Genomic DNA, 12493 nt, shown 5'->3' on the forward strand with positions numbered 1-12493 from the left:
ACAAGGTTCAGGCGGCGTTGCTGCGTGCGTTGCCCTGTGCCAGGTAGTCAGCCAGTGCGCGCTGTTCACTCTCGCTGGTGAACAGGCCCAGCTTGGTCCTGCGCCAGAGAATATCCTGACTGCTGACGGCCCATTCGGTTTGGCGCAGGTAATCGACTTCACGGGTGAAGAGGCCACCCCCAATCGCTTGGCCCAGATCCTGCGGGCCGCTCACACCTTCCAGCAATTGCCAGGTGCGGCTGCCGTAGGTTACCGCCCAGCGCTTGGCGATGTCCGGCGCGAGCCATTGATGGCGCGCAAGCAGGTCGTCGACCAGTGCCTGAGGTGTACTCATGTCTTCACCACCTGGCAGTGTGGCGCTGGCTGTCCAGCTTTTGCCCATCTGGGTGAAGAACGGCTTGAGTTCCGCCATGGCCGATTCTGCAAGCTTGCGGTATGTGGTCAGCTTGCCGCCAAACACGGACAGCAACGGCGCCTCGCCTTGGGGCGTGGACAGCGCGAGGGTGTAGTCACGCGTGACTGCGGACGGGTTGTCCGATTCGTCGTTGCACAGCGGCCGCACGCCAGAGTAGGTGTGCAGGATATCGCTGGGGCTCAACTGATGATTGAAGTGTGCGTTGACCACTTTGAGCAGATAGTCGGTTTCCTGCCCGGTGATCGCCACCTTGGCCGGATCGCCGCTGTATTCGCGATCGGTGGTGCCGATCAGGGTGAAGCGGTCCAGGTAGGGGATGCAGAAGACAATGCGTTGGTCCTCGTTCTGCAGGATGTAGGCGTGATCCCCCTCGTACAGGCGCGGCACGATGAGGTGGCTGCCCTGGATCAAGCGTATGCCGTACGGTGCATCGAGTTTGAGGTCATCCTTGATGAACCGGGCGACCCACGGACCGGCGGCGTTGACCAAGGCACGCGCGCGAATCGTCTGCAGGCTGCCGTCGGCATGCTGCAGCTCTACCTGCCACAGGCCATCGACACGTTCTGCGCGCAGGCAGCGGGTGCGGGTATGAATGTGCGCACCTTGCTCGCGTGCAGCCATGGCATTGAGTACTACCAGGCGGGCGTCGTCTACCGCGCAGTCTGCATATTCGAAACCGCGGGTGATGGCCGGCTTGAGCGGGTAGCCCGGGCCAAAGCGCAGGCTGCGCGAGGCGCCCAGGCGCTTGCGCTTGCCCAGGTGATCGTAGAGGAACAGGCCGGCACGGATCATCCAGGCCGGGCGCAGGTGCGGGCGGTGCGGCAGCACGAAGCGCATTGGTTTGACGATGTGCGGTGCCTTGGCCAGTAGCACTTCGCGCTCGGCCAGTGCCTCGCGGACCAGGCGGAATTCATAGTGTTCCAGGTAGCGCAGGCCGCCATGGATCAGCTTGCTGCTGGCCGAGGAGGTGTGCTGGGCCAAGTCGTCCTTTTCGCAGAGGAAGACCTTGAGGCCACGCCCGGCGGCGTCGGCAGCAATGCCCACGCCGTTGATGCCACCGCCGATCACGGCAAGATCATAGCAATCGGCAAGTAGGGGCTGGGACGAAACGGGCTGGGACACGGGCAAGGCCTCCTGGGGCTGTTCACATCGAATATGAACATTAATGTTCGTTTCCGAAAATACTAGCGCAACAGAACGGCCATCGCCAGTCAGTGTTTATAGAAAAAACTGATGAGATGACAATAAAATGAACAATATCGAAAATCGCGGGCCCTTCTGGACCCGCTTGCGGTTTAAACCACCTCGAGCCGGATCTTGTACTGGTTGAGCAACTCACCCAGTGCAGGGGATGGCTGCTGGTCGGTCACCAGGCAATCGACCAGGCTGATCGAGCCCAGGCGTACCATGGCGTTACGCCCGAATTTGCTGGAGTCGGCAGCCAGGATGACCTGACGGGCGTTGGCGATGATTGCTTGGGAAACCCGTACTTCCTGGTAGTCGAAGTCCAGCAGGCTACCGTCTTCATCGATACCGCTGATGCCGACCAAGGCGAAGTCGACCTTGAACTGGCTGATGAAATCGACGCTCGCCTGGCCAACCACGCCCCCGTCACGGCGTACTGTGCCGCCTGCGACCAATACTTCGAAATCATCCTTGGCGGCAAGGATCGCAGCAACGTGCAGGTTGTTGGTGATGACCTTCAGGTGGTTGTGGTTGAGCAGCGCCCGGGCAATCGATTCGGTGGTGGTGCCGATGTTGATGAACAGCGAGGCATGGTCAGGAATTTGCCGGGCCACGGCGTCGGCAATACGCTGTTTTTCGTCGCGCATCTGGTCGGCGCGCATGGCGTAAGCAGTGTTCTCGATACTCGAATCATAGGCGGCGCCACCGTGGTAGCGGCGCAGCAGATTGAGCTCGGCGAGCTGGTTGATGTCGCGACGGATGGTTTGCGGGGTGACGACGAACAGCTGCGCCATTTCTTCGATGCTGACGTAGCCGCGTTCGCGTACCAGCTCGAGGATTTGTTGTTGGCGTGGGGGCAGATTCATGGGCGGTCCTTATGGGCTGCCGGACAAATTCTGCAATGATGCCGTAGGAAAGGGACTACGGCCAGTAGGCCGTGGGGTGACGGGGGCCGCGAAGCAGCCCCTGCCCAGGGCGATCAGGCCTCGTGATCTTCCCAGTCGCGGGTACGCTCGACGGCTTTGCGCCAGCCGGCGTACAGTTTTTCCTTCTTCGCTTCATCGAGTTGCGGGCTGAACTCGCGCTCGATGATCGCCTTGTCACGCAACTCGTCCAGGCCACTCCAGAAACCACAGGCCAGGCCCGCCAGGTAAGCGGCGCCAAGGGCAGTGGTTTCGCGCATTTTCGGGCGTTCCACACAGGTGCCGAGAATGTCGGCCTGGAATTGCATGAGGAAATTGTTGGCCACCGCGCCACCGTCGACACGCAACTCGGACAGGCGTTGGCCGCAGTCCTGCTGCATGGCGTCCAGTACGTCGCGGGTCTGGTAGGCGATCGACTCCAGCGCAGCACGGATGATGTGGTCGACTTTCACCCCGCGCGTCAGGCCGAACAGCGCGCCGCGGGCGTAAGGGTCCCAGTACGGTGCGCCCAGGCCGGTGAAGGCGGGCACAAGGTAAACCCCGTTGCTGTCCTTGACCTTGCTGGCGAAGTACTCGGTGTCCAGGGCATCGTTGACGATCTTGAGTTCGTCGCGCAGCCATTGCACGGTGGAACCACCGTTGAACACTGCGCCTTCCAGGGCATAGGCCACTTCGCCACGTGGCCCGCAGGCAATGGTGGTCAGCAGGCCGTGGGAGGAGGTTACGGCTTTGTCGCCCGTGTTCATCAGCAGGAAACAACCCGTGCCATAGGTGTTCTTGGCCTGACCGGGTTCCACGCACATCTGGCCGAACAGCGCGGACTGCTGGTCACCGGCGATACCGGCAATGGCTATGCCGCTCTTGGTGTGGCCGTAGACTTCGGAAGACGGGCGCACCTGGGGCAGCATCTGGCGCGGGATGCCGAGAATGTCGAGCATCGTTTCATCCCACTGCAGGCTGTGGATGTTGAACATCAACGTGCGCGAGGCATTGGTGTAGTCGGTGACATGCACCTTGCCGCCGGAAAACTTCCAGATAAGCCAGGTATCCACGGTACCGAACAACAGTTCGCCGCGTTCGGCCCGCTCACGTACGCCCTCTACATTGTCGAGGATCCACTTGAGCTTGGTGCCGGAGAAGTACGGATCGGTGACCAGGCCGGTGGTTTCGCGAATGTATTGTTCATGCCCGTCGCGCTTGAGTTGTGCGCAGATCTCTGTACTGCGCCGGCACTGCCAGACGATGGCGTTGTACACCGGGCGGCCGGTTTCCTTGTCCCATACCACTGTGGTTTCACGCTGGTTGGTGATGCCCAGTGCGGCGACCTGCGCATGGCTGATGCCGGCCTGTGCCAAGGCTTCGACCATGGTCGCGCTCTGTGTGGCGAAGATCTCCATCGGGTCGTGTTCGACCCAGCCGGCTTGTGGATAATGCTGGGCGAACTCGCGCTGGGAGGTGCCGACCACATTGGCGTCGCGGTCAAAGATGATGGCCCGCGAGCTGGTGGTGCCCTGGTCCAGGGCGATGATGTAGTTCTTGTCCTGGGTATCTGTCATGGTCATAGGCCTTGCAAAATGAGGAAGTCAGGGCGCCAGCATCAGTTGGCTTGAGTATCGCCCTGGCGATTGCCGTTTGTCTCTGGGTTCGCGCTTGGTGCCGTCGGCAGGTTGCGGGCGATCAAGCCACGATAGGTCGCAGCACCCAGGCAAGCGCCGAAGATCGGCGCGAACACCGGAACCAGGAAATAAGGGATATCCCGACCGCCAGTGAAGGCGATTTCGCCCCAGCCGGCCAGGAAGGTCATCAGTTTGGGCCCGAAATCGCGGGCCGGGTTCATCGCAAAGCCGGTCAGCGGGCCCATGGCGCTACCGATCACGGCGATCAACAGGCCGATCAGCAGCGGTGCCATCGCACCACGGGGCAGGCCGTTGTTGTCGTCGGTCAGGGCCATGATGACCGCCATCAGGATTGCAGTGATCACCACTTCGACCAGGAACGCCTGTGCGGTGGAAAGCGAAGGGTGTGGGTAGGTGGAGAACACCGCCGCCAGTTCCAGGCTTTCGCTACTGCCGCGCAGCATGGCATGGGTTTGTTCGAAATCGAAGAACAGGTTGCTGTACAGGGTGTAGACCAGCGCCGCGCCGCAGAAGGCGCCGCAAACCTGGGCCAGCATGTAGAACGGCAGTTTGCGTTTGTCGAAGCTTGCGAACAGGGTAAGGGCGATGCTGACGGCCGGGTTCAGGTGCGCACCTGATATACCGGCGGTGAAGTAGATCGCCATGCTCACGCCGACGCCCCAGATGATGCTGATTTCCCACAGTCCAAAGCTGGCGCCCGCGACCTTGAGGGCGGCGACGCATCCTGTGCCGAAAAAGATGAGCAGCGCCGTGCCGAGGAATTCGGCCAGGCATTGGCTGGACAGCGTAGGTTCGCGTAGAGCAGTCGTCATGTATGACCTCTTTTTTTTTGTTGTGAGGCGCTAAGCGCTCGACAGCAAAGCCCGGCGTCCATCCCCATTGACCCCGGGCGCATGTAGGAATGCACTTAAAAAGTGCACCATTTATTCAGAAACGAAAAAATATAGACAAGAAACGCTTATGTCAAAGGTCGAAAGTGAACGATCGGTCACGATATGAGCGTTGAATGCGGGCGCGAATCCCACGCTAGAGCGGCGTGTCAGCTGTGAACTGGCTGGAGTGTAGGATTTGTCCTAAAGTAGCCGCCGAATTGTCTCGGAGCGGAGCACTGCATGACCCCGGCCCTCGATCTTTTGAAAAAGGCGCGCGCGCAACACCGCGTGCACAGTTATGAACACGATCCAAAGTCGGCGTCTTATGGGCTGGAGGCGGCTGAAAAACTGGGGCTGGAACCGCAGCAGGTGTTCAAGACCTTGTTGGCCTGCAGTGAGAAGGGCGAGTTGCTGGTGGCCGTGGTGCCTGTTGTGGGCACGCTGGACCTCAAGGCGCTTGCCCATGCCGCAGGCGTGAAGAAATGCGAGATGGCCGACCCCGCGGCAGCTCAGCGTGCCACAGGTTACCTGGTGGGCGGAATCAGTCCGCTGGGGCAGAAAAAGCGTCTGCGCACCTTCATCGACGATTCGGCGCAGAACTTTGCCACCATCCATGTCAGTGCCGGGCGACGGGGGTTGGAAGTGGAACTGGCTGCTGCTGTTCTGGCCGAGCAGACCCAGGGCACCTTCGCCGGTATCGGTCGGGGTTGAGTTGCGCAGGGGCCGCCTGGCAGCCCCACGTTGCTGAATCAGGTCGCCGAGCTGTAGCGACGCACTCCGTTTTCCTGCCGTGGCAACTGCGCCGCGACACTGCCGGGTACCGGGAACAGCACCAGGTGGTCAGCTTTGACGGTAATGCCGACCTGCTCGCCAATTTGGTGATCGATATGGCTCGGGAAGATCGCTTCCAGCTGGCTGCCTGTCGGCAATTGCAGGCGGTACAGTGTCGATGCGCCCAGGAAACTCTTGCCGACGATGCTTGCGCGCAGTGCGCTGTCGGCGTCAGGGACGATATCGTCAGGGCGCAGCAGCACGTCTACCGAGCTGCCGGGGGCCATGATGTAGGCGCGGTTACCCCGCAGCTCTCCGAGCTCGGTGTTGACTGACTCATGGCTGCTCATCTGGCCACGGATGAAATAACCCTGGCCGATGAAACTGGCGACGAATGGCGTCTGCGGCTCATGGTAGAGGTTGTAGGGCGTGTCCCACTGCTCCAGGCGGCCTTCCTTGAACACGCCCACATGGTCGCTGACCGCGAAGGCTTCTTCTTGGTCATGGGTAACCAGAATCGCGCTGGTACCACGGCTTTTGAGGATGTCACGGACTTCGTGGCTCAGGCGTCGGCGCAATTCGACGTCCAGGTTGGAAAACGGCTCGTCCAGCAGCAGCAATTGCGGCTCTGGGGCCAGCGCCCGGGCCAGGGCCACGCGCTGTTGCTGGCCGCCTGAGAGCTCATGCGGGTACCGCCCGCCGAGGCCACCGAGCTTGACCAGCTCGAGCATTTCTTCGACCACCTGCCCCTGGGATGGGTGCTTGGCGATGCCGAAGGCGATGTTTTGCGCCACGGTCAGGTGCGGGAACAGCGCATAGTCCTGGAACACCATGCCTATGCGGCGCTTCTCCGGGGACAGGGTAAAACCGGCGCGGGAAATGACTTCGCCCGCGAGCTGGATCTCACCTTCGTGTACCGGCTCGAAGCCGGCGATGGCGCGCAGGGTGGTGGTCTTGCCGCAACCCGACGAACCCAGCAGGCAACCGATGTCGCCTGCGTTCAGGTGCAGGTTGAGGTTCTGGACGATGCGCTGGTCGCCGTAGCCGCAGGCGAGGTTGCGCAGGTTGAGCAGTAGGGGTTGACTCATGCGTGGTGGTAAGCCGGTTCGACAAGGAATTCGAGAAGGGCCTTCTGTGCATGCAGGCGGTTTTCAGCCTGGTCCCACGCGACCGAACGGGGGTCGTCGAGCAGGTCATGGCTGATTTCCTCGCCGCGGTGGGCGGGCAGGCAGTGCATGAACAGGGCATCGGGTGCCGCCAGGTCAAGCAGTTCGCGGGTGACCTGGTAAGGCGCGAAATGCGCCAGGCGCCGTGCAGTTTCCTCTTCTTGGCCCATGGAAGTCCAGACATCGGTGGTCACCAGATGCGCGCCACGTACGGCTTCACGTGGATCGCGGATGATCTGCACGCGGTCTGCGCCCAGTGCCATGAAGCGTGGGTCAGGGTCATAACCTTCCGGGCAGGCGATGCGCAGCTGGAAATCGAACTGCCGGGCAGCCTCAATGTACGAGTTGCACATATTGAAACCATCGCCGATCCAGGCCACGGTCTTGCCCTGGATAGCGCCACGGTGCTCGTGGAACGTCTGCATGTCGGCCAGCAATTGGCAGGGGTGCGACTCATCGGAAAGGCCATTGATCAGCGGTACGCGTGAATTGGCAGCGAACTCGGTGAGGGTGCTGTGCGCGTGGGTGCGGATCATCACCGCATCGACCATGCTCGACAGCACGATGGCGCTGTCGCTGATCGGTTCGCCCCGGCCCAGCTGTGTGTCACGTGGCGACAGGAAGATAGCCTGGCCACCGAGCTGGATCATGCCGGCTTCGAACGACACCCGGGTCCGGGTGGAGGATTTTTCGAAGATCATGCCCAGGACACGGTTTTTCAGCGGTTCGAACAGCACGCCGCGCTTGCGCAGGTCCTTCAGCTCGATGCCTCGGCGGATCACACCGAGCAATTCGTCGGTGGTGAAATCCAGCAGGGAGAGAAAGTGCCTAGCGCTCATGATTGACTACCTTATCTGCAACGGTATGCAGGTCGACCGTATGGTTTTTTTGACAACGGGAGTGACCTGCGGCGTAAGCCGCACGGGGCGGACGAAATAGGGAAAGGCGCAATACTATAATTAAATGTCGCCTAAAACCAAGAGGGGGAACAGCGGCTCTGTTGCAAAGGGTGTCGTTACCCCTTGAGCCTGCGCTGTTTTTTATTTGCTACAGAGGTTGTACACGGCTTGCTGGCAATTTGGCAAATGGCTGTCGCAAATCGTGCGCCTGATGTCGGGAGATTCACGCTGCGAAGCGCGCTGGCAGGGTGCAAGGGCAGGGGGCATAGTCGGTTTTCAACAATTGCAAGGCAGAGGCAGCCATGACCAAGACCCTGCATCACCGTGCCTGCCACCTGTGTGAGGCGATCTGCGGGCTGAACATCGAAGTCAGCCATGAAAGCGACGGGGAGGCGCGCATCAGTGCAATCAAGGGCGACCCCCAGGACCCGTTCAGCCGTGGCCACATCTGCCCCAAGGCCGTGGCTTTGCAGGATATCCAGGATGACCCGGACCGCCTGCGCCAACCGCACCGACGGGTGGGGGAGCGATGGCAGGCCATCAGTTGGGAGGAGGCCTTTGCCCTGGCCGCCGATAAGCTGTGGTCGATACAGCAGGCACATGGGCGTAACGCGGTGGCGGTTTACCAGGGTAACCCGAGCGTGCACAACTACGGCTTGATGACCCACAGCAATTACTTCCTGGGGCTGCTCAAGACACGTAACCGTTTTTCCGCCACCTCTGTGGACCAGTTGCCTCAGCACCTGACCAGCTACCTGATGTATGGCCACGGCCTGCTGTTGCCGATCCCGGACATCGATCACACCGATTTCATGCTGATCCTCGGGGGCAATCCTTTGGCCTCCAATGGCAGCATCATGACCGTGCCGGATGTGGAAAAGCGCCTCAAGGCCTTGAAAGCGAGAGGCGGGCAACTGGTTGTGGTGGACCCGCGACGCAGTGAAACTGCCGCCATGGCCGACCGGCACCTGTTCGTGCGCCCCGGCGGCGATGCGGCGCTGCTGTGCGGTTTGCTCAATACCCTCTTCGATGAAGGCCTGGCGCGTGGTTCGCATCTGCCGGTCAATGGCCTGGAGCAGGTGCGCACGGCGATCAAGCCGTTCACCGCCGAAGCCATGAGCGCCCAGTGCGGCATCGATGCTGCCAGCATTCGGCAGTTGGCACGGGATTTCGCCGCTGCCGACAAGGCGGTCTGCTATGGCCGCATGGGCGTGTCGACACAGGCTTTCGGCACCTTGTGCCACTGGCTGGTGCAAGTCATCAATCTGGTAACCGGCAACCTGGATCGTCGAGGCGGTGCGCTGTGCACCGAGCCTGCCGTGGATCTGGTGGCGAGCACCTCGGGCGGGCATTTCAATGCCTGGCAGAGCCGCGTGTCGGGGTTGCCCGAATACGCTGGTGAGCTGCCCGTGGCGGCCCTGGCCGAGGAAATGCTCACGCCCGGCGAGGGGCAGGTGCGGGCCCTGGTGACCGTCGCCGGTAACCCGGTGCTGTCCACCCCCAATGGCAGGCAGTTGGATGCGGCGCTGCAGGGGCTGGAGTTCATGCTCAGCATCGACCTTTACATCAACGAGACGACCCGCCACGCCGACCTGATCCTGCCGTCTACTTCGGCACTGGAAAACGACCATTACGACAGCACCTTCAACCTGCTGGCTGTGCGTAATGTCACCCGCTTCAACCGGGCCATACTGGCCAAGCCTGCAGGCGCCTTGCACGACTGGGAAATTTTCGTTGGCCTGGCGCAAGCCTTTGCCAAGCGTGCAGAACTGGAACTGAAACCGACCATGGCACCTGCGCAGATGATCGACCTGGCGTTGCGCAAGGGCCGCTATGGCGACGAAAGTCCCCGCAAGCTTTCGCTTGAAACGCTTGATCAATACCCTCATGGCCTCGATCTGGGCCCCTTGGGCGCTAATCTGCGAGGGCGCCTGGCGACTGCCAGCAACGCCGTGGAGGCGGCGCCCCAGATTGTGCTGGAGGACTTGCGCCGGTTGGCCGAATGCGTACCGGCAGTAGCGGGTGATTTGCTGCTTATCGGGCGTCGCCATGTACGCAGCAACAACTCGTGGATGCACAACTACCATCGCCTGGTCAAAGGCAAGCCACGCCATCAGTTGTTGATGCATCCGCAGGACATGCGCCAGCGGCAGTTGGAGGATGGCCAGCGGGTACGCATCCGTTCGCGCACCGGTGACCTGGAAGTCGAGGTGCAGGCCTGTGAGGACATCATGCCTGGTGTGGTCAGCCTGCCGCATGGTTTCGGTCATGGCCGCCAGGGCGTCAACCTGCAGATCGCCCAGGCGCAACCCGGCATCAGTGCCAATGACCTGACCGATGAGCGTCTGCGTGACGCTGTTTCCGGGAATGCGGCGCTCAATGGCGTACCCGTGCACGTGAGCGCCGCCTGAGCACCGGCAATGCCGAGCATTAGGCTCAGGTTTCCGATACAATGCGTCACCGTGCCGACCATCGAGTCGGAAAGTTCAGACGAGGTGTTCCATGGATATCATCGAAACGATCAAAGAGCAGATTGCCAACAACACCATTCTGCTTTACATGAAGGGCTCGCCGAATGCCCCGCAATGCGGGTTCTCGGCCAAGGCATCGCAAGCTGTGATGGGTTGTGGCGAAAAGTTTGCTTACGTGGATATCCTGCAGAACCCGGAAATCCGCGCCAACCTGCCTAAATACGCCAACTGGCCGACCTTCCCGCAACTGTGGGTAGCTGGCGAGCTGGTCGGCGGTAGCGACATCATGCTGGAGATGTTCGAGAACGGTGAGCTGCAGACACTGATCAAGGACGCCGCTGCCAAGGCCAAGGCTTCCGAAGCCTGATCTTTCGGCAAGCATAAAAAAACCCGCTCATGGCGGGTTTTTTTATGGGGCCGGAATTTACTCTTCGCCCATCTGCGACTGCAGGTAGTTCTCGATGGTGATCTTGTCGATCAGGCTCAATTGAGTTTCCAGCCAGTCAATGTGTTCTTCCTCGGATTCGAGGATGTCTTCAAGCAGTTCACGCGAGCCGAAGTCACCGACGGTTTCGCAGTGGGCGATGGCGGCTTTGAGATCGACCAGGCCTTTCTGCTCGATCTTCAGATCGCATTCGAGCATTTCCTTGGTGTGCTCGCCGATCAGCAGCTTGCCCAGGTCCTGTACGTTCGGGATGCCTTCTAGGAAGAGAATACGCTTGATCAACTTGTCAGCGTGTTTCATCTCATCGATGGATTCCTTGTACTCGTGCTTGCCGAGCTTGTTCAGGCCCCAATCTTCGTACATGCGTGCGTGCAGGAAGTACTGGTTGATCGCGACCAGCTCGTTTCCGAGGATCTTGTTGAGATGCTGGATGACGCTTACGTCGCCTTTCATTGCGGGTTCCTGCCCTGAGAAGTGTGCCGATACAGGGAAGTTTGAGCCTGATACTTAGGGCTGTCAAACCTAAGTTCTTGAATAATAAGTGAAAATTAATAGGAATAAGAATGTTTGTGAACCGCGTTGGGACGCTAACTTATTGAATTGTAGGCATAAAAAAACCGGACACGAGGTCCGGTTCTTCGAATTGGGCGATATCAGGCGGCAGTAAATTCCACCGGATAGGGCAGGGCGGCTTGCTGGCTCACCTGAAGCTCGGTCAGGGTCTCGCGGACTACCTGCTTGGCCAGGCACGCGCATTTGCCACATTGGCTGGCGACATTGGTCGCGGCTCTGACGTCCTTGTAGCTGCAGCATCCTTCATAGATCGCATCGCGGATCTGTCCGTCGGTCACGCCGACACAAAGACACACATACATAAAGTCGGACCATCGCTGGTTGAGTCGATGGGTGGAGAGTAATGGTAATGAGAATGCTTGTCAAAACACTTTCTGTAAGTGCCGTGCTTGAGCGACCGGCGGTTGGATTCGGCCTGTCACCGGAAGCCGTGTATGATGGTCGGCCTTTGTTGGATGTCGGGCAAGCCCGCCTTGGCCTGGCAAACGGTTCTTCACCCTCATCAGGAGATTGCAATGAGCGTACTCGTTGGCAAAAAAGCCCCCGACTTCACCGTCCCGGCTGTACTGGGCAATGGCGAAATCGTCGACAGCTTCAACCTGGCCTCGGCCATCAAGGGCAAGTACGGCCTGGTGTTCTTCTACCCACTGGACTTCACCTTCGTATGCCCGTCCGAGCTGATCGCCCTGGACAACCGCATTCCGGACTTCCAGGCCCGCAACGTTGAAGTGATCGGCGTTTCGATCGACTCGCACTTCACCCACAACGCCTGGCGTAACACCCCGGTCAACAATGGCGGTATCGGCCAGGTCAAATACACCCTGGCAGCCGACATGACCCACGAAATCTGCAAGGCCTACGACGTCGAGTCCGAAGGCGGCGTGGCTTTCCGTGGTGCCTTCCTGATCGACACCAACGGCGTTGTCCGTTCGCAGATCATCAATGACCTGCCGCTGGGTCGTAACATGGACGAGCTGCTGCGCCTGGTCGATGCCCTGCAATTCCACGAAGAGCACGGTGAAGTCTGCCCGGCCAACTGGAAGAAAGGCGACAAGGGCATGAACGCTTCGCCAGAAGGCGTTGCTGCTTACCTGAGCGAGAACGCTGGCAAGCTGTAATTGCCGAGCGCATAAAAA

At 60.3% G+C, this 12493-nt stretch carries 12 protein-coding genes; 4 read left to right on the top strand and 8 right to left on the bottom strand.

All coding sequences use genetic code 11. The annotated features are described in order from the left end of the window. Positions 1–7: 7 nt before the first annotated feature. From glpD to JOE27_RS21925, 4 genes are all read right to left on the bottom strand, one after another. Positions 8–1537 carry a glycerol-3-phosphate dehydrogenase gene (gene glpD, locus JOE27_RS21910; RefSeq protein WP_204919887.1) on the bottom strand — a complete coding sequence of 510 codons (1530 nt, stop codon included), beginning with the start codon at positions 1535–1537 and terminating at the stop codon, positions 8–10. Positions 1538–1710: 173 nt separating this feature from the next. Then, entirely contained in the window at positions 1711–2466 is a 756-nt protein-coding gene (gene glpR / locus JOE27_RS21915; RefSeq protein ID WP_115273715.1) for a DNA-binding transcriptional repressor GlpR, read from the bottom strand. 113 nt (positions 2467–2579) lie between these two features. After that, the gene (gene glpK / locus JOE27_RS21920) at positions 2580–4079 is read right to left on the bottom strand and encodes a glycerol kinase GlpK (RefSeq protein WP_046787768.1); all 1500 of its coding nucleotides are present in this window, start codon (positions 4077–4079) and stop codon (positions 2580–2582) included. Positions 4080–4120: 41 nt separating this feature from the next. Further along, a complete protein-coding gene (locus JOE27_RS21925; protein WP_046787767.1) occupies positions 4121–4972 on the bottom strand; it encodes an MIP/aquaporin family protein in 852 nt (283 codons plus the stop codon). 300 nt (positions 4973–5272) lie between these two features. On the opposite strand from JOE27_RS21925, the gene ybaK reads away from it, so the two are divergent. Continuing rightward, positions 5273–5743: a Cys-tRNA(Pro) deacylase gene (gene ybaK / locus JOE27_RS21930; RefSeq protein ID WP_046787766.1), complete on the top strand. Its 471-nt coding sequence runs from the start codon at positions 5273–5275 to the stop codon at positions 5741–5743. Positions 5744–5781: 38 nt separating this feature from the next. On the opposite strand, the gene JOE27_RS21935 is transcribed toward ybaK, so the two are convergent. Further along, the gene (locus JOE27_RS21935) at positions 5782–6891 is read right to left on the bottom strand and encodes an ABC transporter ATP-binding protein (RefSeq protein ID WP_046787765.1); all 1110 of its coding nucleotides are present in this window, start codon (positions 6889–6891) and stop codon (positions 5782–5784) included. Continuing rightward, positions 6888–7808, bottom strand: coding sequence for an ornithine carbamoyltransferase (gene argF, locus JOE27_RS21940; RefSeq protein ID WP_046787764.1), 921 nt, complete (start codon positions 7806–7808; stop codon positions 6888–6890). The genes JOE27_RS21935 and argF overlap by 4 nt, the downstream gene beginning before the upstream one ends. A gap of 362 nt (positions 7809–8170) precedes the next feature. Between argF and JOE27_RS21945 the strand changes: the two genes are divergently transcribed. Together JOE27_RS21945 and grxD are read left to right on the top strand one after the other, a co-directional pair. Then, positions 8171–10279, top strand: coding sequence for a molybdopterin oxidoreductase family protein (locus JOE27_RS21945; protein ID WP_204919889.1), 2109 nt, complete (start codon positions 8171–8173; stop codon positions 10277–10279). Between the two features lie 91 nt (positions 10280–10370). Further along, entirely contained in the window at positions 10371–10706 is a 336-nt protein-coding gene (gene grxD, locus JOE27_RS21950; protein WP_012313029.1) for a Grx4 family monothiol glutaredoxin, read from the top strand. Between the two features lie 57 nt (positions 10707–10763). Here the strand turns inward: grxD and bfr are convergent, their stop codons facing one another. Both bfr and JOE27_RS21960 read right to left on the bottom strand, forming a co-directional pair. Continuing rightward, the gene (gene bfr / locus JOE27_RS21955) at positions 10764–11237 is read right to left on the bottom strand and encodes a bacterioferritin (RefSeq protein WP_046787762.1); all 474 of its coding nucleotides are present in this window, start codon (positions 11235–11237) and stop codon (positions 10764–10766) included. 200 nt (positions 11238–11437) lie between these two features. Continuing rightward, positions 11438–11659 (bottom strand): bacterioferritin-associated ferredoxin, encoded by a 222-nt coding sequence (locus tag JOE27_RS21960; RefSeq protein ID WP_039601808.1) that lies wholly within the window; start codon positions 11657–11659, stop codon positions 11438–11440. A gap of 213 nt (positions 11660–11872) precedes the next feature. Between JOE27_RS21960 and JOE27_RS21965 the strand changes: the two genes are divergently transcribed. Further along, complete coding sequence (locus JOE27_RS21965) at positions 11873–12475, top strand: peroxiredoxin (RefSeq protein ID WP_012273884.1); 603 nt, start codon at positions 11873–11875, stop codon at positions 12473–12475. Positions 12476–12493 lie beyond the last annotated feature (18 nt).

This window comes from Pseudomonas sp. M5 (assembly GCF_016907075.1).
In the GTDB taxonomy this organism is placed as follows: Bacteria; Pseudomonadota; Gammaproteobacteria; order Pseudomonadales; family Pseudomonadaceae; genus Aquipseudomonas; species Aquipseudomonas putida_E.

What these genes read in the sequence shown, in the direction of transcription:
- glpR (WP_115273715.1), bottom strand. Translation starts at nt 2,466, where the DNA reads ATGAATCTGCCCCCACGCCAACAACAAATCCTCGAGCTGGTACGCGAA.
- glpK (WP_046787768.1), bottom strand. Translation starts at nt 4,079, where the DNA reads ATGACAGATACCCAGGACAAGAACTACATCATCGCCCTGGACCAGGGC.
- JOE27_RS21925 (WP_046787767.1), bottom strand. Translation starts at nt 4,972, where the DNA reads ATGACGACTGCTCTACGCGAACCTACGCTGTCCAGCCAATGCCTGGCC.
- ybaK (WP_046787766.1), top strand. Translation starts at nt 5,273, where the DNA reads ATGACCCCGGCCCTCGATCTTTTGAAAAAGGCGCGCGCGCAACACCGC.
- JOE27_RS21935 (WP_046787765.1), bottom strand. Translation starts at nt 6,891, where the DNA reads ATGAGTCAACCCCTACTGCTCAACCTGCGCAACCTCGCCTGCGGCTAC.
- argF (WP_046787764.1), bottom strand. Translation starts at nt 7,808, where the DNA reads ATGAGCGCTAGGCACTTTCTCTCCCTGCTGGATTTCACCACCGACGAA.
- JOE27_RS21945 (WP_204919889.1), top strand. Translation starts at nt 8,171, where the DNA reads ATGACCAAGACCCTGCATCACCGTGCCTGCCACCTGTGTGAGGCGATC.
- grxD (WP_012313029.1), top strand. Translation starts at nt 10,371, where the DNA reads ATGGATATCATCGAAACGATCAAAGAGCAGATTGCCAACAACACCATT.
- bfr (WP_046787762.1), bottom strand. Translation starts at nt 11,237, where the DNA reads ATGAAAGGCGACGTAAGCGTCATCCAGCATCTCAACAAGATCCTCGGA.
- JOE27_RS21960 (WP_039601808.1), bottom strand. Translation starts at nt 11,659, where the DNA reads ATGTATGTGTGTCTTTGTGTCGGCGTGACCGACGGACAGATCCGCGAT.
- JOE27_RS21965 (WP_012273884.1), top strand. Translation starts at nt 11,873, where the DNA reads ATGAGCGTACTCGTTGGCAAAAAAGCCCCCGACTTCACCGTCCCGGCT.